The organism is Streptomyces sp. NPDC006691, from assembly GCF_042869955.1.
Lineage (GTDB): Bacteria > Actinomycetota > Actinomycetes > Streptomycetales > Streptomycetaceae > Streptomyces.
The window spans coordinates 126,038-150,619 of record NZ_JBIAGW010000020.1; the positions used below are offsets into that span (position 1 = coordinate 126,038).

General features: G+C 71.9%; 23 protein-coding genes. 9 read left to right on the forward strand and 14 right to left on the reverse strand.

Annotated features, from left to right (window positions below; all coding sequences use genetic code 11):
- Positions 1–75: 75 nt before the first annotated feature.
- Both pknB and ACFYNP_RS32045 read left to right on the forward strand, forming a co-directional pair.
- Positions 76–2,076: a Stk1 family PASTA domain-containing Ser/Thr kinase gene (pknB, locus tag ACFYNP_RS32040; RefSeq protein ID WP_388790437.1), complete on the forward strand. Its 2,001-nt coding sequence runs from the start codon at positions 76–78 to the stop codon at positions 2,074–2,076.
- A gap of 11 nt (positions 2,077–2,087) precedes the next feature.
- On the forward strand, positions 2,088–2,939 hold the full coding sequence (locus ACFYNP_RS32045) for a deoxyribonuclease IV (RefSeq protein ID WP_388790440.1): 852 nt from the start codon (positions 2,088–2,090) through the stop codon (positions 2,937–2,939).
- A 53-nt stretch (positions 2,940–2,992) separates the two neighbouring features.
- Here the strand turns inward: ACFYNP_RS32045 and ACFYNP_RS32050 are convergent, their stop codons facing one another.
- On the reverse strand, positions 2,993–3,625 hold the full coding sequence (locus ACFYNP_RS32050) for a sulfite oxidase-like oxidoreductase (protein ID WP_388415020.1): 633 nt from the start codon (positions 3,623–3,625) through the stop codon (positions 2,993–2,995).
- A 153-nt stretch (positions 3,626–3,778) separates the two neighbouring features.
- Between ACFYNP_RS32050 and bfr the strand changes: the two genes are divergently transcribed.
- Positions 3,779–4,258: a bacterioferritin gene (gene bfr, locus ACFYNP_RS32055; RefSeq protein ID WP_161258098.1), complete on the forward strand. Its 480-nt coding sequence runs from the start codon at positions 3,779–3,781 to the stop codon at positions 4,256–4,258.
- Between the two features lie 37 nt (positions 4,259–4,295).
- On the opposite strand, the gene ACFYNP_RS32060 is transcribed toward bfr, so the two are convergent.
- A complete protein-coding gene (locus ACFYNP_RS32060) occupies positions 4,296–4,562 on the reverse strand; it encodes a bacterioferritin-associated ferredoxin (RefSeq protein ID WP_388415017.1) in 267 nt (88 codons plus the stop codon).
- Between the two features lie 191 nt (positions 4,563–4,753).
- On the reverse strand, positions 4,754–6,094 hold the full coding sequence (locus ACFYNP_RS32065; RefSeq protein ID WP_388415014.1) for a class II 3-deoxy-7-phosphoheptulonate synthase: 1,341 nt from the start codon (positions 6,092–6,094) through the stop codon (positions 4,754–4,756).
- A 188-nt stretch (positions 6,095–6,282) separates the two neighbouring features.
- On the opposite strand from ACFYNP_RS32065, the gene ACFYNP_RS32070 reads away from it, so the two are divergent.
- From ACFYNP_RS32070 to ACFYNP_RS32080, 3 genes are all read left to right on the forward strand, one after another.
- Positions 6,283–8,283, forward strand: coding sequence for an N-acetylmuramoyl-L-alanine amidase (locus tag ACFYNP_RS32070; RefSeq protein ID WP_388790443.1), 2,001 nt, complete (start codon positions 6,283–6,285; stop codon positions 8,281–8,283).
- Between the two features lie 53 nt (positions 8,284–8,336).
- Entirely contained in the window at positions 8,337–8,393 is a 57-nt protein-coding gene (locus ACFYNP_RS32075) for a trp operon leader peptide (protein WP_079033853.1), read from the forward strand.
- A 104-nt stretch (positions 8,394–8,497) separates the two neighbouring features.
- Entirely contained in the window at positions 8,498–10,348 is a 1,851-nt protein-coding gene (locus tag ACFYNP_RS32080; RefSeq protein WP_388790446.1) for an anthranilate synthase family protein, read from the forward strand.
- Positions 10,349–10,357: 9 nt separating this feature from the next.
- Here the strand turns inward: ACFYNP_RS32080 and ACFYNP_RS32085 are convergent, their stop codons facing one another.
- From ACFYNP_RS32085 to ACFYNP_RS32105, 5 genes are all read right to left on the reverse strand, one after another.
- A complete protein-coding gene (locus tag ACFYNP_RS32085; protein WP_388790449.1) occupies positions 10,358–11,356 on the reverse strand; it encodes a 2-hydroxyacid dehydrogenase in 999 nt (332 codons plus the stop codon).
- Positions 11,357–11,532: 176 nt separating this feature from the next.
- Positions 11,533–12,561 carry a 6-phosphofructokinase gene (locus ACFYNP_RS32090; RefSeq protein ID WP_388415004.1) on the reverse strand — a complete coding sequence of 343 codons (1,029 nt, stop codon included), beginning with the start codon at positions 12,559–12,561 and terminating at the stop codon, positions 11,533–11,535.
- Positions 12,562–12,705: 144 nt separating this feature from the next.
- Positions 12,706–13,395, reverse strand: a complete 690-nt coding sequence (locus tag ACFYNP_RS32095; RefSeq protein ID WP_388415001.1) for a response regulator — start codon at positions 13,393–13,395, stop codon at positions 12,706–12,708.
- Positions 13,392–14,606, reverse strand: coding sequence for a MacS family sensor histidine kinase (gene macS, locus ACFYNP_RS32100; RefSeq protein WP_388790452.1), 1,215 nt, complete (start codon positions 14,604–14,606; stop codon positions 13,392–13,394). The genes ACFYNP_RS32095 and macS overlap by 4 nt, the downstream gene beginning before the upstream one ends.
- 36 nt (positions 14,607–14,642) lie before the next feature.
- Positions 14,643–15,422 (reverse strand): 1-acyl-sn-glycerol-3-phosphate acyltransferase, encoded by a 780-nt coding sequence (locus ACFYNP_RS32105; RefSeq protein ID WP_388790455.1) that lies wholly within the window; start codon positions 15,420–15,422, stop codon positions 14,643–14,645.
- A gap of 155 nt (positions 15,423–15,577) precedes the next feature.
- On the opposite strand from ACFYNP_RS32105, the gene ACFYNP_RS32110 reads away from it, so the two are divergent.
- Both ACFYNP_RS32110 and ACFYNP_RS32115 read left to right on the forward strand, forming a co-directional pair.
- Complete coding sequence (locus tag ACFYNP_RS32110; protein ID WP_388414992.1) at positions 15,578–16,357, forward strand: alpha/beta hydrolase; 780 nt, start codon at positions 15,578–15,580, stop codon at positions 16,355–16,357.
- On the forward strand, positions 16,350–17,012 hold the full coding sequence (locus ACFYNP_RS32115) for a hypothetical protein (protein WP_388790458.1): 663 nt from the start codon (positions 16,350–16,352) through the stop codon (positions 17,010–17,012). Before ACFYNP_RS32110 ends, ACFYNP_RS32115 begins: the two co-directional genes overlap by 8 nt.
- Positions 17,013–17,172: 160 nt before the next feature.
- On the opposite strand, the gene ACFYNP_RS32120 is transcribed toward ACFYNP_RS32115, so the two are convergent.
- From ACFYNP_RS32120 to ACFYNP_RS32145, 6 genes are all read right to left on the reverse strand, one after another.
- Positions 17,173–17,928, reverse strand: coding sequence for an endonuclease/exonuclease/phosphatase family protein (locus ACFYNP_RS32120; protein ID WP_388414987.1), 756 nt, complete (start codon positions 17,926–17,928; stop codon positions 17,173–17,175).
- A 114-nt stretch (positions 17,929–18,042) separates the two neighbouring features.
- Entirely contained in the window at positions 18,043–18,996 is a 954-nt protein-coding gene (locus ACFYNP_RS32125; RefSeq protein ID WP_100574629.1) for an ROK family glucokinase, read from the reverse strand.
- A gap of 188 nt (positions 18,997–19,184) precedes the next feature.
- Positions 19,185–19,619 (reverse strand): DUF5304 domain-containing protein, encoded by a 435-nt coding sequence (locus tag ACFYNP_RS32130; RefSeq protein WP_388414983.1) that lies wholly within the window; start codon positions 19,617–19,619, stop codon positions 19,185–19,187.
- A 70-nt stretch (positions 19,620–19,689) separates the two neighbouring features.
- Positions 19,690–20,820, reverse strand: coding sequence for an ArsA family ATPase (locus ACFYNP_RS32135; RefSeq protein ID WP_388790461.1), 1,131 nt, complete (start codon positions 20,818–20,820; stop codon positions 19,690–19,692).
- 2 nt (positions 20,821–20,822) lie between these two features.
- Positions 20,823–21,302 (reverse strand): SRPBCC family protein, encoded by a 480-nt coding sequence (locus tag ACFYNP_RS32140; protein WP_388790464.1) that lies wholly within the window; start codon positions 21,300–21,302, stop codon positions 20,823–20,825.
- A 126-nt stretch (positions 21,303–21,428) separates the two neighbouring features.
- Entirely contained in the window at positions 21,429–22,190 is a 762-nt protein-coding gene (locus ACFYNP_RS32145; protein ID WP_388414974.1) for a metallophosphoesterase, read from the reverse strand.
- Positions 22,191–22,465: 275 nt separating this feature from the next.
- Here ACFYNP_RS32145 and ACFYNP_RS32150 point away from each other — a divergent pair, with 275 nt between their 5' ends.
- Entirely contained in the window at positions 22,466–24,259 is a 1,794-nt protein-coding gene (locus tag ACFYNP_RS32150) for an AMP-dependent synthetase/ligase (protein ID WP_388790466.1), read from the forward strand.
- Positions 24,260–24,582: the final 323 nt, after the last annotated feature.

The following is a 24,582-nucleotide window of genomic DNA, read 5'->3' on the forward strand; positions in this document are numbered from 1 at the left end:
CAGCTCGGCTTCAGAAGGGCCCCCGGAACGCACGCGGCGTGAAGGGGGCCGGGCGGCGCTCGTAAACTCTCCCCCGTGGATACGACCCTTCATGACCCCCTCGTCGGGCAGGTGCTCGACGGCCGCTACCGCGTCGACGCGCGCATCGCCGTCGGCGGTATGGCCACGGTCTACCGGGCCGTCGACACCCGCCTCGACCGCGTGCTCGCCCTCAAGGTGATGCATCCGAGCCTCGCCGCCGACGCCTCCTTCGTCGAGCGCTTCATCCGGGAGGCCAAATCGGTCGCCCGGCTCGCGCACCCCAATGTGGTCGGCGTCTTCGACCAGGGGGCGCAGGACCAGTACGTGTACCTCGCGATGGAGTACATCGCGGGCTGCACCCTGCGCGATGTGCTGCGCGAGCGCGGCGCGCTCCAGCCGCGCGCGGCCCTCGACATCCTGGAGCCCGTCCTCGCGGCCCTCGGCGCCGCCCACCGGGCCGGGTTCGTGCACCGGGACATGAAGCCCGAGAACGTTCTGATCGGCGACGACGGCCGGGTCAAGGTCGCCGACTTCGGCCTGGTCAGGGCGGTGGACTCGGTGACCAGCACCACCGGCTCGGTGCTCGGCACGGTCTCCTACCTCGCCCCCGAGCAGATCGAGCACGGCACCGCGGACACCCGCGCCGACGTGTACGCGTGCGGGGTGGTCCTCTACGAGATGCTGACCGGCGCCAAGCCGCACGTCGGGGACACCCCTGCCCAGATCCTCTACGCCCACCTCCACGAGGGGGTGCCCGCGCCCTCAGCGGCCGTGCCGGGCCTCGCCCTGGAGCTGGACGAGCTGGTCGCCTCCGCGACCGCCCGCAACCCGGAGGTCCGCCCGCACGACGCGGTGGCCCTGCTCGCGGAGACCCTCACGGCCCGCGCGGCCCTGGGCGAGGAGCAACTGGACGCGGTCCCGCCGGGCGCCCGCCCCGCCGCCGGCGGGTCCGGTGCCGAGGACCGGACGAGCGTGATCCCGCGCGCCCTGCCGACCCCGGCACCCGGCGCGCTGCCCGCCGACGCCGTGCCCGACCAGAGCGCCCACCGCACGACCCGGCTGCGGCCCGACGCGTCCGTCAACCACACCAGCCGCCTGATCATGCCGCAGCGGATCGAGGACGAGCCGGAGCCGCGGGGGCCGCGCCGATTGCGCGGGCGCCTCGACAACCGGCGCGGCCCGGTCGCGGTGGTGGCGGCGCTGCTCCTGATCCTCGGGGTCGGGGCCGGGATCTGGTACATCAACTCCGGCCAGTTCACCCAGGTTCCGGCCCTCATCGGGCAGACCGAGGACACGGCGAAGAAGAAGCTGTCGGGGGCCGGACTCGACGTCAAGAAGGTCGACCGGCAGTTCAGCGACACCGTCGACCGGGGCCAGGTCATCTCGACCGACCCGGCGACCGGCGCCCGCATCCGTGGCAACGGCGCGGTGACCCTGGTGATCTCGCGCGGCCCCGAGACGGCCCAGGTGCCGAAGCTCGACGGGATGCCGCTCGACCGGGCGAAGGACGAGCTCCAGAAGGCGGGCTTCGCGCCGGGCGACACCTCCAGCGAGTTCAGCGACGACATCGCGCAGGGCGCGGTGATCCGCACCGATCCGGCCGCGGGCATCAAGCGCCACACGGACACGGCGGTCGCGCTCGTCGTCAGCAAGGGCGCCCCGGTCGATGTGCCCAACGTGGTCGGCGACTCGGTGGCCGATGCCACGACCGCCCTCCAGGACGCCGGGCTGAAGGTCACGGTCGCGCCCGACCAGGTCGAGTCGCAGCAGGACGCGGGCAAGGTGGCGGCCCAGTCCGCCGCCGAGCACGCCCGGCTCGCCAAGGGCGACAGCGTCACCCTGACCGTGTCCAAGGGCCCCCGGATGGTCACCGTGCCCAAGGTGACCGGCGAGAAGTCCGCGGACGCGCAGCAGGACCTGGAGAAGGCCGGCTTCAAGGTGAAGGTCGACCGCGGCTTCCCGTTCCTGAGCGACGAGGTCTCCAGCCAGTCCGTCGCCGCCGGCGCTCAGGCACCCGAGGGCTCCACCATCACCATCACCACCAAGGGACTGTAGGTAGTCACCCCATGCGCAACCCCATCGGCGGCCACGTCCCCGTGGCCGGCGGCCTCGCCACGGTCGGCCTCTCCTACGCGCGCGAGATCGGCGCCGAGACCGTCCAGGTCTTCGCCGCGAACCCGCGCGGCTGGGCCACCCCCACCGGGAACCCGGCCCAGGACGAGCGGTTCCGGGCCGAGTGCGCCGAGGCGTCGATACCGGCGTACGTACACGCTCCGTACCTGATCAACTTCGGTTCGCACACCGAGGCGACGGTGGAGAAGTCGGTGGAGTCGCTGCGGCACTCACTGCGCCGGGGCCGGGAGATCGGCGCGCTCGGCGTGGTCGTGCACACCGGCTCGGCGACCGGCGGACGGCCGCGGGCCGAGGCGCTCGCGCAGGTACGGGAGCACCTGCTGCCGCTCCTGGACGAACTGACCCACGACGACGACCCGTTCCTGCTCCTGGAGTCGACCGCCGGGCAGGGCTCCTCGCTGTGCTCGCGCACCTGGGACTTCGGCCCGTACTTCGAGGCCCTGGACGCCCACCCCATGCTGGGCGTCTGCCTGGACACCTGCCACATCTACGCGGCCGGGCACGACCTGGCCGGGCCCGGCGGGATGAAGCAGACCCTGGACCTGCTGGTGGACACCGTCGGCGAGGGACGGCTGCAACTGATCCACGCCAATGACTCCAAGGACGTGGCGGGGGCGCACAAGGACCGCCACGAGAACATCGGCTCGGGTCATATCGGCGCAGAGCCGTTCCGGGAGCTGCTCGGGCATCCGGCGACCGACGGCGTACCGCTGGTGATCGAGACGCCGGGCGGCAAGGAGGGGCACGCGAACGACGTGGCCCGGCTGAAGTCGCTGCGGGCGTAGGCCCGCGGTTCGCCGGGAGCCCCGGCCCTCCGGGAGCCCGGATCACCGGGAGCTCAGAGCTCGGGGCCGTCCCCGGGCTCCTCCTGGTAGGAGTAGCGCTGCTCGCGCCAGGGATCGCCGATGTTGTGGTAGCCCCGCTCCTCCCAGAAGCCGCGGCGGTCCGCCGTCATGTACTCGATGCCGCGGACCCACTTGGGGCCCTTCCAGGCGTACAGGTGCGGCACCACCAGGCGCAGCGGGAAGCCGTGTTCGGCGGTGAGCAGGTCGCCGCCGTTGTGGGTGGCGAAGAGCGTGCGGTCGGACAGGAAGTCGGCGAGCCGCAGGTTGGAGCTGAAGCCGTATTCGGCCCACACCATCACATGGGTGACGTCGGCGGCGGGGGGCGCGATGCCGGCTATCGTGCGGGCGCCGACCCCGCCCCATTCGGCCCCGAGCATCGAGAACTTGGTGACGCAGTGCAGGTCGGCGACCACGGTCTCGAACGGCAGCGCCGAGAACTCCTCGTGGTTCCAGCAGTGCTTCCCGCCGTCGGCGGTGGCCCCGAAGACCCGGAACTCCCAGCGCTCCGGCTTGAACTTGGGCACCGGTCCGTAGTGGGTGACCGGCCAGCCGCGCTGGAGGCGCTGCCCCGGCGGAAGCTCCGTGTGCGCTGCTCCCTGCCGCTCCCGGCTCTCCGGCTGACCCATGACTCCATGGTGACAGACCCCGGGGGGTGGTGGTGACCAGGGACGTCCGTATGCGGGCAACTCCTACTAAGCATGCACTTACTGGACGGGTTCTGATCACGGTGCGAGGATGCGCGCAACTTGCCCAGTAACCGCTTGGAAGGAGCCTCTGCGATGCAGGGCGACCCCGAGGTCATCGAATTCCTGAATGAGCAGCTGAGTGCCGAGCTGACGGCGATCAATCAGTACTGGCTGCACAGCGCGATGCAGGCCAACTTCGGCTGGACGAAGCTGGCCAAGTACACGCGTCACGAGTCGATCGACGAGATGAAGCACGCGGAGGTGCTGACCGACCGGATCCTGTTCCTGGACGGTCTGCCGAACTTCCAGCGGCTCTTCCATGTGCGCATCGGGCAGACGGTCACCGAGATGTTCCAGGCGGACCGGCAGATCGAGGTCGAGGCGATCGACCGCCTCAAGCGCGGCATCGAGGTCATGCGCGCCAAGGGCGACATCACCTCGGCGAACATCTTCGAGTCGATCCTGGCCGACGAGGAACACCACATCGACTATCTCGACACCCAGCTGGAGCTGGTGGAGAAGCTCGGCGAGGCGCTCTACATCGCGCAGCTCATCGAGCAGCCGGAGAGCTGACGGGCACCGTCGGCCACCGGGGCGGCCGGGCCGGGTGTCAGGCGGCGTCGTCGAGGGCCGTGGCGGCGAACTCGGGCTCCGGGGCGACGGCGGTGAGCGCGGGCCTGCCCTGCTCCACCAGCTCGCGCCGCGGGCACGCGCCGCGGCCGAGCAGCGACTGGATGCGGCGCACGCACGAACCGCAGTCGGTGCCGGCCTTGGAGGCGGACGCTATCTGGCGGGGGGTGCAGGCACCGCCCTCCGCGTGCTTCCTGACCTGCTCCTCGGTGACACCGAAGCAGTTGCACACGTACACGCGGTTCACCTCCCGAGATGATCGACACGGGGTCGATGGACATGCCGTCCCGATCGACCGGTTCCCGTTTCGTCGGTGAGGCAACCCTAACCTTACCCGGCACCCCGGGAGCGCGACAGCCCCGGTACGCCAGTGGGGCGCGGATCACATGGATCCGCGCCCCACTGTCGCTGCGTACGGGAATCAGCTGCGTACGGGAATTACTGGTCGCGGTACATCTCTGCGACCAGGAACGCCAGGTCCAGGGACTGGCTGCGGTTCAGGCGGGGGTCGCAGGCCGTCTCGTAGCGCTGGTGCAGATCGTCCACGAAGATCTCGTGGCCGCCGCCCACGCACTCGGTGACGTCGTCACCGGTGAGCTCGACGTGGATGCCGCCCGGGTGGGTGCCCAGCGCCTTGTGGACCTCGAAGAAGCCCTTGACCTCGTCCAGGACGTCGTCGAAGCGGCGCGTCTTGTGGCCGGAGGCCGCCTCGAAGGTGTTGCCGTGCATCGGGTCGGTGACCCAGGCGACGACCGCACCGGAGGCGGTGACCTTCTCGACGAGCTCGGGCAGCTTGTCCCTGACCTTGTCCGCGCCCATGCGGACGACGAAGGTCAGCCGGCCCGGCTCGCGGTCCGGGTCGAGGCGGTCCACGTAGGTGAGCGCCTCGTCCACGGTGGTCGTCGGGCCGAGCTTGATGCCGATCGGGTTGCGGATCCGGGACGCGAACTCGATGTGCGCCCCGTCCAGCTGCCGGGTGCGCTCGCCGATCCACACCATGTGGCCGGAGGTGTCGTACAGCTCGCCGGTGCGCGAGTCCACGCGGGTCAGCGCCGACTCGTAGTCGAGGAGCAGCGCCTCGTGGGAGGCGTAGAACTCGACGGCCTTGAACTCGGCCGGGTCGGTACCGCAGGCCTTCATGAAGTTCAGCGCGTTGTCGATCTCGCGGGCGAGCTGCTCGTAGCGCTGGCCCGAGGGGGACGACTTCACGAAGTCCTGGTTCCAGGCGTGCACCTGGCGCAGGTCGGCGTAGCCGCCGGTGGTGAAGGCGCGCACCAGGTTGAGCGTGGAGGCGGAGGCGTTGTACATCCGCTTCAGGCGCTCGGGGTCCGGGACGCGGTCCTTCTCCGTGAAGGCGAAGCCGTTCACGGAGTCGCCGCGGTAGGTCGGCAGGGTCACGCCGTCGCGGGTCTCGGTGCCCTTGGAGCGGGGCTTGGAGTACTGGCCGGCGATGCGGCCGACCTTCACCACGGGCACGGAGGCCGCGTAGGTGAGGACGGCGCTCATCTGGAGGAGGGTCTTCAGCTTGGCCCGGATGTGATCGGCCGAGACGGCGTCGAAGGCCTCGGCGCAGTCGCCGCCCTGGAGCAGGAACGCCTCGCCCTGGGCGACGGCTCCCAGACGGGCGCGCAGCTGGTCGCACTCGCCCGCGAAGACGAGCGGCGGATACGATTCGAGGTCCGCGATCACATCGCGCAGAGCCTCGGCATCGGGGTACTCGGGCTGCTGCGCCGCGGGAAGGTCACGCCAGGTGTTTACGTTCACGGTCACCGGACCCACATTACGGGGTCGGCCAACCCGTCCACCCCAGCGACCACCAAATGAGACACCGGCCACGCGGACACGGGGGCGAGGACCGCGAGGGCAGTCATGCCGTCCGGGAGGTCCTGACCGTGACTGTTCATGATCATCCCCTGTTAATCTCACGCCAGTTACTGAATTGCGGACAAAGGTGACCAGGGGTGGGCGTGAGCCGGAGCGAGACCAGCAGGCAGCGGAAACACACGAAGAGGAAGCTTCTCGGGTACGGGGTGGCCGGGGCCCTCGCCCTCACCGCGCTCGGCCCGCGGGCGCTCGCGGCGCCTGCCGCCCCGGCGGCCGGCGGTGCGGCGGCCTCGGAATTGCAGGGCCAATTCGCCCGCGCGGCACGGGAGTTCAAGGTTCCGCAGAGCGTCCTGATGGCGGTCTCCTACCGCCAGACGCTCTGGGAGGACCACAACGGTGAGCCCAGCACCTCGGGCGCGTACAACGTCATGGGCCTGACCCGGGTGCTGCCCGGCGACGTCGAGCGGCCCACCGCGCAGGACCGGCTCGCCCATCTCGACCTGAGCGGCGACCCGGCCGTCATGAAGCGGTTCGACGCCAGGCAGGTCCCGGCCGCCGAGCCGTCCGTCGACACCACCGACCCGCGCCTGCACACCCTGGACGAGGCCGCGAAGCTCATCGGCGAGCCGGTGGACGCGGTCCGCACCGACGCCGGGCAGAGCATCCGGGCGGGCGCGGCGCTGCTCGCCCGCTACCAGCGCGCGGCCACCGGCTCGCTGCCCGCCGACCCGGGTGCCTGGTACCCGGCGGTGGCCCGCTACAGCCAGTCCCCCGACGCCAAGGGCGCCGACACCTTCGCCGGGCGCGTCTTCGACTCGGTGCGCTCGGGCGAGAGCCGGGTCACCGCGGACGGCCAGCGCCTCGCGCTGCCGGCCGACCCCGGGGTGAAGCCCGCCGGGCCGACAGCGAAGGCGACGAGGGCGGCGGCCGCCCCGACGGCCCCGACGCCCGAGTGCCCGGCCGGGCTGAACTGCGACTACAAGCCGGCCGACCCGAACAACTACAACGTGGCGAACCGGCCGGACAACGGCTTCGACATCCGGCAGATCGTGATCCACGACACGGAGGGGACCTACGAGGGCTCGATCAGCACCTTCCAGGACCCCAAGAGCTCGGCCAGCACGCACTACATCGTCAAGGACGACGGCAGCCTGGTGACCCAGGTGGTGGCGACGAAGGACGAGTCGTACCACGCGGGCAACAAGACGGTGAACATGCACGCGCTCGGCATCGAGCACGTGGGCTTCGCGATGAAGACCGGCAGCTGGTACGGCGAGCCGCTCTACGACGCGTCGGCGACGCTGGTGAAGTACCTCGCCGACCGGTTCTCCGTCCCGCTGGACCGCGAGCACATCATCGGCCACGACGAGGTGCCGGGCCCGCTGGACGGCTATGTGGCCGGGCAGCACTGGGACCCGGGCCCGTTCTGGGACTGGAACCACTACATGTCCCTGCTCGGCGCCGACGACTGCACCGGCGGCCGGATGCCCGCGGCCGGGCAGGTCGTCAAGGTCGTCCCGCCGTTCACCCCGCGCACGACGACGTACTACGACCCGGCCACCAAGACCCGCACCACCTTCGACGAGCCGGTCAACTTCGGCTATCTGTACGCCGCCCCGTCCACGGACGCGGCCGCGCTGACCGACCCGTACCTGGGCGGCCAGGTCGCGACCGAGGGCCCGAACTGGGCCAACAAGGTCGTGGCGGGCGGCCGGTACGTCGTCGCGGACCGGCAGGGCGACTGGACGGCGATCTGGTACGGCGGGCAGAAGGCCTGGTTCCAGAACCCGGGCGGCCGCTACACCTCGGTCGTGGCGCGCTCGGCGGCCCCGGTCGTCCTGAAGGCCAAGGGCACCGCGCCGGTGCAGGTCTACGGGCGGTCCTACCCCGAGGACGCGGCGTACGCGGGCACCGGGGTGCCGGTGCAGGGCAGCAACTCGGCGTCCCTGACGAAGTACACCGTCCCGGCCGGGCAGGCCTACGTGGCCGCCGGTGACCCGGTCGCGGGCGACTACTACTACGGCGGCACCACGCTCGGCACCCTGGTCAAGGGCGCCCAGACCTTCTACCCGATCCGGTACAACCACCGGATCGCCTGGGTGAAGACCGCCGACGTCCAGGTGGTCACCCCGGACAACCGCTAGCCGTTCTCCCGATGGCGCCGCCACCGGCGGTGCCATCGGGTAGAGTGCGCCGCATGTTCGCGCACTCGATCCAGAACTGGTGGTGGACCGCTCATCCGGCGGCCCGCTGATCTCTGCGCTGACACAGACTCGCGAAGGCCGCCCCGAGGGGCGGCCTTCCGTGTTTCCCGGGCCGTTCCTCTCCCGCTCACACCGCCGGAAGGAACCCCGACTCATGCTGATCCAGAGGCTGTTGGACGAGAACTGCCCGCCCTTCGCGCTGCTGCGCAGGCGCACCCCGGGCCGCGACCACGAGGTCGTCGAGCTGTTGATCGGCGAGGTCCACGAGGCCGAGCACCTCGCCGACCTGCCCGTCCGGGACCTGCCCACGCTCGGCCTGGTGCCGTTCCGGCAGATCCGGGAGCGCGGATTCGACGTCCGCGACGACGGAACCCCGCTCTCGGTCCTGGTCGCGGACGAGGCCCACGAACTGCCGCTCGACGAGGTCCTCGCGCAGCTGCCCGCGCACGAGGTGCGGGTCGAGGGCGGTTCCTTCGACGTCGGCGACGAGGAGTACGCGGGGATCGTACGGCGGGTGATCGACGACGAGATCGGCAGCGGCGAAGGCGCCAACTTCGTCATCCGGCGCACCTTCACCGGCGAGATCCCCGGCTTCGGCCGGGCCGACGCGCTCGCCCTGTTCCGCCGGCTGCTCGCGGGCGAGCGGGGTGCCTACTGGACGTATGTCGTGCACACCGGCGACCGCACCCTGGTCGGGGCGAGCCCCGAAGTGCATGTGCGGATGTCCGGCGGCACCGTCGTCATGAACCCGATCAGCGGGACCTACCGCTATCCGGCCGGCGGCCCCACCCCCGAGGACCTGCTGACCTTCCTCGCCGACCGCAAGGAGACCGACGAGCTCTCCATGGTCGTCGACGAGGAGCTCAAGATGATGTGCACGGTCGGCGACATGGGCGGCGTGGTGATCGGCCCCCGCCTCAAGGAGATGGCCCATCTCGCGCACACCGAGTACGAGTTGAGGGGCCGCTCCTCGCTGGACGTGCGCGAGGTGCTGAAGGAGACGATGTTCGCCGCGACGGTCACCGGCTCTCCGGTGCAGAACGCGTGCCGGGTCATCGAGCGGTACGAGGACGGCGGCCGCGGCTACTACGCGGGCGCGCTCGCGCTGCTCGGCCGGGACGCGGGCGGCGCCCAGACCCTGGACTCCCCCATCCTGATCCGCACCGCGTACGTCTCCCCCGACGGCCGCCTCACGGTCCCGGTCGGCGCCACCCTCGTCCGGCACTCCGACCCGGCGAGCGAGGTCGCCGAGACCCACGCCAAGGCGGCGGGCGTACTGGCCGCGCTCGGGGTGCGCCCGGGCCGCCCGGCCGTCGAGTCCGTACGGCCGCGGCTCGCCGACGACACCCGGGTGCGGGCCGCCCTCGACGCCCGGCGGGCCGACCTGGCGCCGTTCTGGCTGCGGATGCAGGACCGGCCGGCCGAACCGAGCGGATCGGCCCTGGTGGTGGACGGGGAGGACACGTTCACGGCGATGCTCGCGCATGTGCTGCGCTCGGCGGGCCTGGAGGTCTCGGTCGTACGCTACGACGCACCGGGACTGCGCTCGCGGGTGCTCGGCCACGAGGGCCCGGTGATCCTGGGACCCGGTCCTGGCAACCCGGTGGACGCGGCCGACCCGAAGATGCGGCTGCTCCGCCCGCTCGCGGCCGAGCTGCTGCGCTCGCACCGGCACGGGCTGCTCGGCGTGTGCCTGGGCCACGAGCTGATCGCCGCGGAGCTGGGCCTGGAGATCGTGCGCAAGCGGGAGCCTCACCAGGGCGCGCAGGTGCGGATCGACCTGTTCGGGCGCGAGGAGACGGTCGGCTTCTACAACAGCTTCGCGGCGCGCTGCGCCGGCGAGCTGCCCGGCGTGGAGGTCGCCCGCGACCCGGTGACGCACGAGGTGCACGCGCTGCGCGGCTCCGGCTACGCGGGCATCCAGTTCCACCCGGAGTCGGTGCTGACCCTGCGCGGTCCGGAAGTCGTCAGGGATCTGCTCGCGGGGGTCGCGGCGGTCCGCTGAATCCGCCGCTCACTTCGCGGCGGGGACCAGGACGTTCTCGGTGTGGCGGCCTTCGGCGTAGGCCGCCACGTTCTCCACCGTCGCCTCGACGATCTGCGTCACCGCGTCCCGGGTGTAGTAGGCCTGGTGCGAGGTGACCACCACGTTGGGGAACGTCACGAGGCGGGCCAGGGTGTCGTCCTCGACGGCCTCCAGGGACTTGTCGAGGAAGAACAGGCCCGCCTCGGCCTCGTACACATCCAGACCGACCCCGGCGAAGCGGCCCTTGCGCAGCTCGCCGACCAGCGCGTCGGTGTCGACGAGCCCGCCCCGGCTGGAGTTGACCAGGATCGCGTCGTCCTTCATCGCGGCGAGTTCCTCGCGCCCGATGATGTGGTGGGTCGAGGGCAGCAGCGGCACGTGCAGGCTGATCACGTCGGCGCTCGCGAAGAGCTCGTCCTTGTCCACGTACTTCATGCCGAGCTCGACGCAGGCCGGGTTCTGTGCCACGTCCCAGCCGAGCAGGTTCATCCCGAAGCCGTGGGCGATCCGGGTGAACGCCTCGCCGATCTTGCCGGTGCCGAGCACCCCGACGGTGCGGCCCCGCAGATCGCGGCCGAGCAGCCCGTCCAGGCGGAAGTCGAAGTCGCGGGTGCGGTTGGAGGCCCGCACGATGCGGCGGTTCACCGCCATCGCCAGGGTCCAGGCGAATTCCGCGACCGAGTACGGCGAGTAGGAGGAGACCCGGGCGACGGTGAGGCCCAGGCGCTCGGCCACGTCCAGGTCGATGTTGTTGAACCCGGTGGAGCGCTGGGCGATCATCTGCGTGCCGCCGACGGCCAGGCTCTGGAGCACCCGGGCATTGAGGTTGGCATTGACGCTGGTGGAGATCACCTCGTACCCGGTGGCGATCGGCGCGGTGTCCTCGGTCAGGAAGACGTCCAGGCAGCGGACCTCGTGACGGCCCTCGAAGGCCCTCTCGATCAGCGGCTTCTCGTCGGCCTGCACGCCGAATGCCAGGATTTCCACGACTCTCCCCTTCAGGGCGCTCTCCGGCACGTGCCGGATATGAGGGCTATGGGCCGGATATCGCGAATATACGGCCCACAGCCCCGCCCCGCCCGGCCTGCCGACCCGGGCCGGCCCGGGGTACCCGGGTCAACGGGGTCGGCCCGGGGTGGCAGGCTCGGCCCGGGCCAGGAGGCTCAGCCGAAGAAGACGCCCACCTCCGCGTAGAGCGCGGGGTCCACGGTCTTCAGCTTCGCGGTGGCTTCCGAGATCGGCACCCGCACGATGTCGGTGCCGCGCAGCGCGACCATCTTGCCGAAGTCCCCGTCGCGCACCGCCTCGATGGCGTGCAGCCCGAAGCGGGTCGCCAGCCACCGGTCGAACGCGCTCGGGGTGCCGCCGCGCTGCACATGGCCGAGGACGGTGGTCCTGGCCTCCTTGCCGGTGCGCTTCTCGATCTCCTTCGCCAGCCACTCGCCGACCCCGGAGAGCCGGACGTGGCCGAACGAGTCGAGCGTGCCGTCCTTGAGCACCATCTCGCCGTCCTTGGGCATGGCGCCCTCGGCGATGCAGACGATCGGCGCGTACGAGGCCTTGAAGCGGGAGGTGACCCAGTTGCAGACCTGGTCGACGTCGAAGCGCTGCTCGGGGATGAGGATGACGTTGGCGCCGCCAGCCAGGCCGGAGTGCAGGGCGATCCAGCCCGCGTGGCGGCCCATGACCTCGACGACCAGGACCCGCATATGGGACTCGGCCGTGGTGTGCAGCCGGTCGATGGCTTCGGTGGCGATGCCGACGGCGGTGTTGAAGCCGAAGGTGTAGTCGGTGGCGGACAGGTCGTTGTCGATCGTCTTGGGTACGCCGACGCAGTTGATGCCGTACTCGTCGCTGAGCCGGGCCGCGACACCCAGGGTGTCCTCGCCGCCGATCGCGATCACGGCGTCGATCTCGTACTTGGTGAGGTTCTCCTTGATGCGGCGGACGCCGTTCTCCGCCTTGAGGGGGTTGGTGCGCGAGGAGCCGAGGATGGTGCCGCCGCGCGGCAGGATGCCGCGCACCGCCGGGATGTCCAGCTTGACGGTGTCGCCCTCCAGGGGCCCGCGCCAGCCGTCCTTGAACCCGGTGAACTCGTAGCCGTACTCCTGCACACCCTTGCGGACGATGCCCCGGATGACGGCGTTGAGCCCGGGGCAGTCACCGCCTCCGGTCAGTACTCCGACCCGCATGGAATGGTCCCTTCACCTGGGAGTGACGTACGCGGTCCACGCTAGTGGTGACGTACGTCACTCCGGGATGGGGCGAAAGGTCAATTCCCGTCATGGGCAAGGGAGTTGATCAGCGGCCGTTCACTCGTACGGGGGATGGCTCGCTCAGGCGTCGTCCAGGCCGCGCTCGATCGCGTAGCGCACCAGCTCCACCCGGTTGTGCAACTGGAGCTTGCCCAGGGTGTTCTGGACGTGGTTCTGCACCGTGCGGTGCGAGATGACCAGGCGCTCGGCTATCTGCTTGTAGCTCAGGCCCTTGGCGACCAGCCGCAGCACCTCGGTCTCGCGCTCGGTGAGCTGCGGGGCCTTGGGCTCGTCGGCGGTGGCGGGCGCCGGGTCCCTGGCCAGCCTGCGGTACTCGCCCAGGACGAGGCCGGCCAGACCCGGGGTGAACACCGGGTCGCCCACGGCCGTGCGGCGCACGGCGTCGATCAGCTCCTCGGCCCCGGCCGACTTGAGGAGGTAGCCGAGCGCGCCGGACTTCACCGCCTCCAGGACGTCCGCGTGCTCGCCCGACGCGGACAGGACGAGCACCCGCAACGCCGGGTTGGCGGCGACCAGTTCCTTGCAGACCTGGGCGCCGGACAGGCCCGGCAGGTTGAGGTCGAGGACCAGGACGTCGGGCGCCGCGGCCTGGGCGCGGCGCACCGCCTGCGGTCCGTCACCGGCGGTGGCCACAACGTCGAACCCGGCGGCCGCGAGGTCACGGGCGACCGCGTCGCGCCACATCGGGTGGTCGTCGACCACCATCACCTTCACCGCCGCGTCCGCCCGTTCCCCGTGCTGTTCCGTCATCCGTGCCGTCCTGCCTTCCCCCGTGGGACCTTCAGTTCAACTTCCGTGCCCTGGCCCGGCACGGAGACCAGCTCCGCGGTGCCGCCCAGGTCGCGCAGCCGGCCCCGGATCGAGAGGGCGACGCCCAGGCGTCCCTCCCCCTCGGCCTGGTCGAGCCGGCCCGGCGGGATTCCGGGCCCGTCGTCCCGTACCGTCACGACCACTTCGTCCCCCCAGTCCTCGATCAGGATCCAGGCCTGCGCCGAATCCCCCGCGTGCATACGGACATTGTCCAGGGCGGCACTGACAGCGGCCGCCAACTCCCCGGCCGCGACGGGTGCGAGCGGGACCGGGGCGCCGGGTTCGGCGAAGGAGACCTTCGACCCGGCGTGCCGGGCGAGGAGCGAGCGCAGGTCGACCAGGTCCGTCCCAGCCGGCTCGTCGGCGACCTCCACGGCCCGTACGACGGCTCCGTTGGCGGTGTCCTCGGAGGCGCGGGTGGGCGGCACCAGGCCGCTGGAGACCAGGGTGCGCAGCGCGACCTCCTGCTCGCCCGCCATCCGGCCGAGCTCCGCGGCCTCGCCGCCGAGCGCGCTGCCGCGGCGCTGCACCATGGCGAGGACCTGGAGCACGCTGTCGTGGATGTCCCGGGCCAGGCGCTCGCGCTCGCGGGTGGCCGCCTCGATCTCCAGGGCCCGGGCGAGCGTCGCCTCACTGGCCCGGGCCACCTCGACGATGTAGCCGATCGCGATGGAGGCGATCCACACCAGGAGCACGTTGTGGAAGGTGTCCCGGGTGGGGTGGGCGCGCTCCACGATGTTGGCGACGGCCACCAGCGAGGAGGCGAAGGCGGCCCAGCGCCAGCCTCCCTTGATCGCGAAGGCGAGCACGGCCCCGGCCGTCGCTATCGACGGCAGCGTCGGGCCGTCGACGTGCTGGGCGTCCAGGTCGGCGAGCGGGGTCAGCAGGATGCCGGTGAGCACCATGGTGAGGTCGGCGACGAGGAAGCGCCGGGTGCAGGCGGCCGCGTTCGCCACCCGGGGCAGCGTCGCGAAGTTCCACACCGTGAGCACCGCCAGGTAGGCGATGCCGACCCAGGGCCGCTCGAACTTCTCGTAGCCGCTGGCGAAGATCGCCAGCGCGTAGAGCGTGGTGAGCACCCGGTAGCCGGTCAGCGCCCGCCACAGCGGCAGCTCCACCGACATCCGTACGACACGTTCGCGCTTGGCCATCTCCCCCACCCCTGACCGGCCCCCCGGACCGGACGCCTAGGCTCCGGGCTGTTCCGCCCGCTTGGCCTGCTCGGCCTCGCGGGCCCGCTCCGCCTTCTCGGCGGCCTTCTGCTCGTCGGCGACGCGCTTGGCCTCGTCGGCGATCTGCCGCTTGGCGGCGGTCGCGTAGATGTCGACGTACTCCTGGCCGGAGAGCTTCATGATCTCGTACATGACCTCGTCGGTCACCGAGCGCAGGATGAAGCGGTCGCCCTCCATGCCCTGGTAGCGGCTGAAGTCGAGCGGCTTGCCGATCCGGATGCCGGGGCGCATCAGCTTCGGGACCACCTTGCCGGGCGGCTGGATCTTCTCGGTGTCGATCATCGCGACCGGGATCACGGGGGCGCCGGTGGCCAGCGCGACCCGGGCCAGGCCGCCCGGCTTGCCGCGGTAGAGGCGGCCGTCGGGCGAGCGGGTGCCCTCCGGGTAGATGCCGAAGAGGCCGCCGCCCTTGATGACGTCGATGCCGGCGTTGATCGCGGCCTCGCCCGCCCCGCGGGCGCCCGAGCGGTCCACCGGGAGCTGGCCGACGCCCTTGAAGAACGCGGCCGTCAGCCTGCCCTTGACCCCGGGCGACGTGAAGTACTCGGCCTTCGCGATGAAGGTGACCTTGCGGTCCAGGACGGCCGGGAGGAAGAAGGAGTCCGAGAACGAGAGGTGGTTGCTCGCGAGGATCGCCGGGCCCTCGGCGGGGATGTTCTCCAGGCCCTCCACCCACGGCCTGAAGGCGAGCTTCAGTGAGCCGCCGATGGAGAACTTCATAGCGCCGTAGATCAACTCGGATGCCTTCCTGTGCTTGTCGAACAGACCTTAACCCGTGCCGGGCCCGGCCTCCCGCGCGACGGCCCTGGTCGGTGTCGGTCCGGTCGCGTACCGTGAAGTAGGACTCCCCCGCACAACCCCCGCCCCTGCTCATGAACAGGAGACCCCTGGTGCCGGTCCTCCCTGGAGCCGAGCCGTTCCGCCACGAGGGCGGAGAGGTCGGCGTCCTCCTCTGTCACGGTTTCACCGGTTCCCCGCAGTCGATGCGGCCCTGGGCCGACCACCTGGCGGAGCGCGGCCTCACGGTCTCGCTGCCGCTCCTTCCCGGCCACGGCACCCGCTGGCAGGACATGCAGCTCACGGGCTGGCAGGACTGGTACGCGGAGGTGGACCGGGCCCTGCGCGAGCTCAAGGAGCGGTGCACCCAGGTCTTCGTCTTCGGGCTCTCCATGGGCGGCGCCCTGGCACTGCGGCTCGCCGCCAGGCACGGCGACGCGGTCAGCGGCCTGGTCCTCGTCAACCCGGGCAACAAGGTGCACGGCGCGGCCGCCCACGCACTGCCCGTGGCCCGTCACTTCGTACGGTCCACGAAGGGCATCGCGAGCGACATCGCCAAGGAGGGCTCCACGGAGGTCGGCTACGACCGGGTGCCGCTGCACGCGGCGCACTCGCTGCGCACCTTCTTCAAGATCGTGGACGGTGAACTGCCGCAGGTGACACAGCCGTTGGTGGTTCTGCACAGCCCCCAGGACCATGTGGTGCCGCCGGTCGACTCGGCCCGGATCCTCAGCCGGGTCTCCTCCACGGACGTCGAGGAGATCCTGCTGGAACAGAGCTACCACGTGGCGACGTTGGACCACGATGCGGAGCGGATCTTCGAGGAGAGCTACTCGTTCATCGGCCGCCTCGCTCCGAGCGTCGGGAAGAAGGGGAGCACGACCGGTGGCTGAACACGACGCGGACCGCGAACCGCAGCCGATCGACGAAGAGGCTGCCTGGGCGGCGATCGTGGCGGGATACGGCGAGGAACCGGCCGATCCGCCCGGCACCAGACCCTTCAGACCGGTGGAGGACCTGGACCTGGCCCTGATCGAGGACGAGCCCGAGGCCGGGACAGGGGCAGGGGCAGGGGCAGGGGCCGGGGTGGACGGGAAGGGCGGCGGGGGGTCGGCGGCACCCGAGTCCGGCCCGGGCGGCGAGCAGGACACCGACAAGGGACTCGACAAGGGGCTCGACAGGAGCGCCGGCACCGGGTCCGACAAGCCCGCGCTCGGCAGCTCGGTGGTGTTCGCCCCCGGCGTGGGCGGCCCGCGCGACTTCACTCCCGCCGAGCCTTCGGACCCCTCCGACCCGTCCGACGAGGGTCACTTCGTGCCGCCCGAGCCGCCGCCGCTGCCGGAGGCGGACGCGGCGGCCAAGTTCGCCTGGCTCGGCGTGATCGGCGGTCCGCTGCTGCTGATCCTGGCGGCGATCTTCGGCTGGGACATCACGTGGTGGCTCACGCTGCTGGGCGTGGGCGGCTTCCTGGGTGGCATCGCGACGCTGTTCGCGCGCATGCAGCCCGACGAGGAGGACGACGATCCGGGGCGCGGCGCGGTGGTGTGACGTTTTGCGGGGCGTTCGAAGTGCGGCTCCGCCGAAGCTCTGGGCCCGCCTTTCCCCGCGCCGCTGACCCCGCCTTCCCCTGCGGGCCGCGCGTGGTTGCCCGCGCAGTCCCCGCGCCCCCGAACCCTCGGCGCCGGCCCGCATCGGCAACCCCGGCCCCTCAGCCGGCCGGGGTGGGGATTCTCAGGGCGGCCAGGACCGGCAAGTGGTCCGTGGCGGCGAGCAGGTCGCCGGGGTCCGCAAGGCCCAACGGCACGCCGCAGCCCAGGACTTGGACACCCCGCGTGGCGAAGATCGCGTCGATCCGCTGGTGCGGCTCCCGCGGCGTGGACGTGAACTCGCCGCCCCACGGCGCCACTTGGCGGCAGTCCTGGAGCGCCCCCGCGAGCCGGGCGAAGCTGCGCCCGCCGGGCCGTTCGTTCAGGTCGCCGCCCGCTACCGCGTGCTCCACGCCCATCCCGGCCAGCCGGTCCAGGAGCGCCCCCGCCTGCTCGTACCGTTCGGCCGCCTGAAGGCTGAGGTGGGCGCTGAGCACCCCGAGCCTGGCCCCGCCGACCCGTACCACCGCGGTCGCGAAGCCGCGCCGGTGCAGCCCGGGGGTGAGCGGGAGCAGCACGTCCTCGGTGCGCTCCACGATGGCCCGCAGGGAGCACAGCAGCATCGGGCCCGCGGCCGTGGCGCCCCCGCTCAGGACCACCAGATCGGTCGCCGCCGCGAGGCGGGCCGCGGCCTTGCGCCAGCGGAAGAAGCGGGGGGCCTCCTGGATCAGGACAAGGTCGGGCTCGCAGGCGCGGATCACCCGCGCGAGGGCCGCGTTGTCGTCGCGCATCGAGCGGATGTTGTAGCTGAGGACGCGGATCACGGCCGAGCCGTTGTCGGTCGCGGACGCGGGCAGGTCGTCGGCGGGAGTCGTCATGGTCCACAACGTATGACAGGCCACCACGTATGACAGACCACCACGTATGACAGCGCCCGCCGGTCCGGGAGGACGCGGCGGGCACTGTCGGTGGTGCGTGCGGTACCCGGGGCGTTACATGATCGGGTCGGGCTGGCGGGCGAGGTCGGCCGCGCCGACGAGACCGGCCTTGTTGCCGAGCTGGGCCGCGATGACATCGGCGACCGGGCGCCAGTTCCCGCCGACCAGCCAGCGCCGGTAGGACTTGCGGATCGGGTCGAGCACCAGCTCGCCCTCGTCCGAGAGCCCGCCGCCGACGATGAACGCCGACGGGTCGAAGAGCGAGGCCAGGTCGGCCAGACCCGCACCCGCCCAGCGCGCCAGCTCGCGGTAGGAGTCGACCGCCACGGGGTCGCCCTGGCGGGCGGCCATCGAGATGTGCTTGCCCTCGATGCCGTCGGGGGTGCCGTCGCCCAGCCCGAGCAGGAACTCCGCGCGCTCGGGGGTGGCGTTGGCGCGCTGCTTGGCGTAGCGGACCAGGGCCCGGCCGGAAGCGTACTGCTCCCAGCAGCCCTGGCTGCCGCAGCCGCACAGCAGGCCGTCCGGCACCATCCGGATGTGGCCGAACTCGGCGGCCACGCCGAAGTGGCCGCGGCGCAGCTTGTTGCCGATGATGATGCCGCCGCCGAGGCCGGTGCCGAGCGTGATGCAGATGACGTTCCGGTGGCCCTTGCCGGCCCCGAAGCGGTACTCGCCCCAGGCCGCGGCGTTGGCGTCGTTCTCGACGACCACCGGGAGGCCGACGCGCTGCTCGACCTTCTCCTTCAGCGGTTCCTGACGCCAGTCGATGTTGGGCGCGAAGTAGACGGTGGACCGCTGCCGGTTGACGTAACCGGCGGCTCCGATGCCCACGCCCACGATCTCGTGTCCGGCGCGCGCGCCGTCCACGGCCGAGGCGATCGCGTCCACGATGGCATCGGGCGTGCCGGGCGTCGGCACCTTGTGCGTGGAGAGGATGTTGCCGTCCTCGTCGACCACGCCCGCCGCGATCTTCGTGCCGCCGATATCGACACCGATGGTGAGTCCCATGAATCCCTCAGTTCGGTCGAGCCCCGCTACGGCCAACCGTACCCGAGCCGGGGCGCCACCCAGCGTGCCGAGCCCACCGTTCGCCTCAGGGGTGGGACGGCGGTCGGCGCTTTGTCCGCACCGGTCCGGGTCCCGGCGTCCCGGTCCCGGCGTCCCGGATCCGCACGCGGCCGACCGTCGCCCGGGTCTCAGTCGTCGAGGTCGATGTGCTCGGCCGGCCCCGGACCCTCGTCGCGCTTGCGGTCGTCGTCGGACGTCCAGCGCCGCTCGTGGCCCTCGACGGCCGAGCGATAGGCGGCGAGCAGCTCGCCGCCGGCCGCGGCGAGGTGGTCGAACACCTCGGGGTTGCGCTCGATGACGGGCCCGACGGCCGACTTCGCCTGGCTGATCAGCTGCTGCACGGCACCCTGGGCCGCCATCCCGGACAGCCCGGCGGGGCCGTCGAAGAGGCCGGACACCTTGTCGGTGACGGCTTCGAACAGCTTGCGCAGTTCCTCGGCGGCGGATCCCGGTGGCGTTCCGTACTGCTCGCGGCGGCGCGCCTTCTCGGCGGCCAGGTCCTCCGCGCAGGCGTCGGCCCAGGCATCCGCGTCGGGGGCGGGGCGCTCGGTGGCTTCGCTCATGGCCAACTCCAGCGGCTGGTTTTCCTACGGGTCTGTTTCCTTCGACGTTACCCGAACGGGGGTACCCCGTTCAGCGGCCGCGGGGCCACAGCTCGGGATCGGGCGCGAAGCGGATGTCCAGGACGCCGTCGTGGAGCCCCGCCCCGGTGACGGCGCAGCGGCGCAGCGCGGAGGGCAGCGGCACGATCCGGCGGAACGGGCCGACGGTGAGCAGGAGTTCGTCGCCGCGCCGCACCAGCGCGAGTCCGTCCTTGACCGCGCCGGGCAGCGGCAGGCGCCACACCAGGACGTCGTCGTCGGCCAGCCGGTCCTCGATCTCCCAGCGCGGGGCCGGGGCCGGGGCGGCGTCCGGCTCGGGGCCGGTGAGCAAACGCTCCAGGTCGTCGTCGCCGCGCGGATCGCGTCCCAGGTGGGCCACCTCGCGCACGACGGGGAACTCCTGGCCCAGCTCGTCCAGGTGCTTGCGCTGCTGGGCGACCAGACCGGCCAGCCAGGGGTCGGGGGTCTCGGCGGGCAGCAGCCTGTTGGCGATCACCGCGTCCAGGGCGAGCCCGTGCACGGCGACGCCGAGCCGGGCGGTGCGCAGGGCCTCGGCGGCGGCAGGGCCCGGCTCCGCGACCAGCCGTACGGTCGTGCCCGGGTCCTCGACGACGGCCTGGACGGCGGTCAGTTCGAGGTCCCAGCGGGCCGCGGTCTCGTACAGCCACTGCGCGGGCATGGGCACCCCGGCGAGCTGGGCGAGGACCGGGCGCAGTGAGCGGGCGGCCTGGCGCTCGGGCGGGAGGAGCCGGCGCAGATAGCGGCGCAGCTGCTCGGGCAGGGCGAGGGCGGCGAGCGCCCGGTCGGCCGGCGGCAGGTCGACGACGAGCAGGTCCGGCCGGTCGGCCGCGGCCTCGCGCAGGGCGCTGAGCAGGGCGAGCTGTTCGGCACCGGGGAGTTCGGTGAGCTCCTCGGCGTCCAGGCGGGAGGCGCCGAGCAGGTCGAGGGCGGCACCCGCGCGGTCCTGGAAGGCGAGGAGCTCGGCGCGGAAGTGGGCCGCCGAATCGATTCGCCGGACGGTGACCCCGCCGAGTCCACCGGGCAGCCGGTCCGAGGTCAGGAGCGTGACCCGGGTGCCCCGGCGGGCCGCCGCGAGTGCGGTCGCCGCCGCGATGGTGCTGCGGCCCGCGCCGCCGGGGCCGGTGACCAGGACCGTACGCACGTCTAGAGCTTCTCGGCCCCGTCGGCGGCACCGGCCCCGGTCTCGCCCGGGCCGCTCTCGACGCGCTTCTTCAGACCGGCGAGGGCGCGGTCGATGATGACCTTCTCCGCCTTGCGCTTGATCATGCCGAGCATCGGGATCTTGACGTCGACGGTCAGCTGGTAGGTGACCTCGGTGCGTCCGCCGGGGGCGTCGGCGAGCGTGTACGAGCCGTCGAGGGTGCGCAGCATCTGGGACTTGACCAGTGTCCAGCTGACGGTGTTGCCGTTCCAGCTGTAGGCGAGGGTGTGGTCGTCCTTGATGGCGCCCGCGTCGAGCAGCAGCCGCACCTTCTCGGCGTGGCCCTGGGCGTCGGTGGCGAGCACCTCGGCCTCCTTCACCTCTCCGGTCCACTCCGGGTAGCGGGCGAAGTCCGCGATCACCCCCATGACGTCGGCGGGGGCCGCCTCGATGGTGATAGACGAGCTGGTGTGTTCCGCCATCGTCGTGGCTCCTCCAGTGCGCGGTCCGGTGGGTCTGGGTCTCCCCCGCCCGGCGGGGCCGTCGGCGGTGGGGAGGTGCCCGTGCAGGCTATCGCGTACGGGCCGGTCGCCGGTCCAGTGGCCTGATCACCACTCCAGGGCGAACGGCCGGGAGGTGGCCGCGAAGTGGCCGACGTTGACGCACTCGGTGCGCCCGATCCGCATCCGCCGGGCCAGCGGCTGGTGGACGTGGCCGAACAGGGAGTAGCGGGGCCGGGTCTTCTCGATCGCCGCGAGGAGGGCGCGCGAGCCGCGCTCGAAGCGGCGGGCGACGGTGTCGTACACCAGCTCCGGAACCTCGGGCGGGATGTGCGTGCAGAGCACGTCGACCTCGCCGAGCGCCTCGATCTTGGCGGCGTACTCCTCGTCGGAGATTTCATAGGGCGTTCGCATCGCCGTGCGCAGCCCGCCGCCGACGAAGCCGAAGACCCGGCCGGCTATCTCGATCCGCTGCCCGTCCAGGACGGTGGTGCCCGGGCCCGCGTACTGCGGCCACAGGGCAGGCATGTCGACATTGCCGTACGTGGCGTACGTCGGGGTGGGGAAGGCGGCGAACAGCTCGGCGTACTGGCGGCGGACCGCGGCCTCGATCGCGGCCTCCCGGTCGAGCCCGGCCCACAGCGAACGTCCCAGCTCGCGGGCGTCCTCGAAGCGGCGGGCGGTGCGCAGGGCGACCAGTCGGTCGGCGTTCTCGACGCCGAAGAGGTCGGGGAAGATGCCGCGCGAGTGGTCGGCGTAGTCGAGGAAGAGGACCAGGTCACCGAGGCAGATCAGGGCGTCCGCCCCCTCGCCCGCCCTGGCCAGGCCCTCGGCGTTCCCGTGCACGTCACTGACCACATGAACTCGCATGGGGATCACCCTAGGCCGTCGGACCTGCGGTTACTTCCGGGTCCTGAAAGGTGTGGACTATCGTGCGCGAAGCAGTGTCAAAGATGTGTGACGCACCGAACATCTGGCCGGAACCCCCTATCCGGAACCGCCTACCCATGGGTAACGTCCGGGCAGTCCAGTCGTGCTCGTCAGTTCCGCCCCCCACGGATCCGCCGGGCACCTGCCCGATCTTGGACCGCAGCCGGTGCGTCACACAGAGCCGTGGCACCGGCGCCCGATGAGGAGCAGCAGTCTTGCGCGAGTTCAGCCTTCCGGCCCTGTACGAGGTCCCTTCGGACGGCAACCTGACGGATCTGATCCGCCGCAATGCCGCTCAGCACCCCGATGTAGCGGTGATGGGCCGCAAGGTCGCGGGCGCCTGGGCCGATGTCAGCGCCCGCCAGTTCCTCGCCGAGGTGCGGGCCGTGGCCAAGGGGCTGATCGCCGGCGGTGTCGAGGCCGGCGACCGGGTGGCCCTGCTCTCGCGCACCCGCTACGAGTGGGTCCTGCTCGACTTCGCGATCTGGAGCGCGGGCGCGGTCACCGTGCCGGTGTACGAGACCAGTTCCCCCGAGCAGATCCAGTGGATCCTCGGCGACTCCGCCGCCACCCTCGCGATCGTCGAGTCCGAGGCGCACCGCGCCTCCGTGGCCTCGGTCCAGGACGCGCTGCCCGGCCTCAAGACGATCCTGAGCATCGAGACGGACGCCGTCGCCGGGCTCACCGCGTCCGGCGCGGACGTCTCCGACGAACTCCTCGACGCCCGGATGTCCTCCGCGCACGCCGACGACCCGGCGACGATCGTCTACACCTCGGGCACCACCGGCCGCCCCAAGGGCTGTGTGCTGACCCACCGCGCGTTCTTCGCGGAGTGCGGCAACGTGGTGGAGCGGCTCAAGCCCCTCTTCCGTACCGGCGAGTGCTCGGTGCTGCTGTTCCTGCCGGCGGCCCATGTCTTCGGGCGCCTGGTCGAGGTGGCTTCGGTGATGGCGCCGATCAAGCTCGGCTGCGTCCCCGACATCAAGAACCTCACCGATGAACTCGCCTCGTTCCGGCCGACGTTGATCCTCGGGGTGCCGCGCGTCTTCGAGAAGGTCTACAACTCGGCGCGCGCCAAGGCGCAGGCGGACGGCAAGGGCAAGATCTTCGACAAGGCCGCGCACACCGCGATCGCCTACAGCACGGCGCTCAGCACGGACGCGGGACCGTCGATCGGTCTGAAGCTCAAGCACAAGGTCTTCGACAAGCTCGTCTTCAGCAAGCTGCGGGCGGTGCTCGGCGGGCGCGGCGAGTACGCGATCTCCGGCGGGGCGCCGCTGGGCGAGCGGCTCGGCCACTTCTTCCGCGGCATCGGCTTCACGGTCCTGGAGGGCTACGGCCTGACCGAGTCCTGCGCCGCGACCGCGTTCAACCCCTGGGACCGGCCGAAGATCGGCACGGTCGGGCAGCCGCTGCCGGGGTCGGTGGTGCGCATCGCCGACGACGGCGAGGTGCTGCTGCACGGCGAGCACCTGTTCCAGGGCTACTGGAACAACGAGGCCGCGACGGCCGAGGCGCTGGCCGACGGCTGGTTCCACACCGGTGACATCGGCACGCTGGACGAGGACGGCTACCTCGCGATCACCGGCCGCAAGAAGGAGATCATCGTGACGGCGGGCGGCAAGAACGTCGCCCCCGCGGTCATCGAGGACCGCATCCGCGCGCACGCCCTGGTCGCGGAGTGCATGGTCGTCGGCGACGGGCGGCCGTTCGTGGGCGCGCTGGTCACGCTCGACGAGGAGTTCCTCGGCCGGTGGGCCGAGGAGCACGGCAAGTCCGTGGCCACGGTGGCCGCGCTGCGGGACGACGCGGAGCTCCTGGCGGAGGTGCAGCGGGCCGTGGACGACGGCAACGCGGCGGTCTCCAAGGCGGAGTCGGTCCGCAAGTTCCGCGTTCTGGGGGCGCAGTTCACGGAGGAGGCGGGGCACATTACGCCGTCGCTGAAGCTCAAGCGGAATGTCGTGGCCAAGGATTTCGCGGACGAGATCGAGGCGATCTACACCCGCTGAGCCGCAGCGGGCCCGGCCTCTGATACGCCACCCTGTGCCGCCCGGCCCCCGGGGCTCTGCCCCCGACCCCGGGCCCCGGGCCGTTTGCCCGCCCTCCCGCCCGTGGCCCGGGGTTGATGGGTTCGGCCCCTGGGGCTCCGCCCCAGACCCCGGGCATCCTGCCCACCCGCCCGCCCGTGCGGCGGGTTGGATCAGCTGAGCCCTGGGGCTGTGCCCCAGACCCCCTTCGAGGGGCTGCGCCCCTCGGACCCCCGCAGGGGGCTGCGCCCCCTGCACCCCGGTTCGGGGCTCCGCCCCGGACCCCGTATCGCGCCTTAAGGGCG

Bases quoted from the DNA above. Each gene is read 5' to 3' on its own strand.
- ACFYNP_RS32130 (WP_388414983.1), bottom strand. From the start codon at position 19,619: ATGAGCGAAGCCACCGAGCGCCCCGCCCCCGACGCGGATGCCTGGGCC.
- ACFYNP_RS32045 (WP_388790440.1), top strand. From the start codon at position 2,088: ATGCGCAACCCCATCGGCGGCCACGTCCCCGTGGCCGGCGGCCTCGCC.
- macS (WP_388790452.1), bottom strand. From the start codon at position 14,606: ATGGCCAAGCGCGAACGTGTCGTACGGATGTCGGTGGAGCTGCCGCTG.
- ACFYNP_RS32095 (WP_388415001.1), bottom strand. From the start codon at position 13,395: ATGACGGAACAGCACGGGGAACGGGCGGACGCGGCGGTGAAGGTGATG.
- ACFYNP_RS32145 (WP_388414974.1), bottom strand. From the start codon at position 22,190: ATGCGAGTTCATGTGGTCAGTGACGTGCACGGGAACGCCGAGGGCCTG.
- ACFYNP_RS32140 (WP_388790464.1), bottom strand. From the start codon at position 21,302: ATGGCGGAACACACCAGCTCGTCTATCACCATCGAGGCGGCCCCCGCC.
- ACFYNP_RS32090 (WP_388415004.1), bottom strand. From the start codon at position 12,561: ATGCGGGTCGGAGTACTGACCGGAGGCGGTGACTGCCCCGGGCTCAAC.
- ACFYNP_RS32050 (WP_388415020.1), bottom strand. From the start codon at position 3,625: ATGGGTCAGCCGGAGAGCCGGGAGCGGCAGGGAGCAGCGCACACGGAG.
- bfr (WP_161258098.1), top strand. From the start codon at position 3,779: ATGCAGGGCGACCCCGAGGTCATCGAATTCCTGAATGAGCAGCTGAGT.
- ACFYNP_RS32125 (WP_100574629.1), bottom strand. From the start codon at position 18,996: ATGGGACTCACCATCGGTGTCGATATCGGCGGCACGAAGATCGCGGCG.
- ACFYNP_RS32120 (WP_388414987.1), bottom strand. From the start codon at position 17,928: ATGACGACTCCCGCCGACGACCTGCCCGCGTCCGCGACCGACAACGGC.
- ACFYNP_RS32080 (WP_388790446.1), top strand. From the start codon at position 8,498: ATGCTGATCCAGAGGCTGTTGGACGAGAACTGCCCGCCCTTCGCGCTG.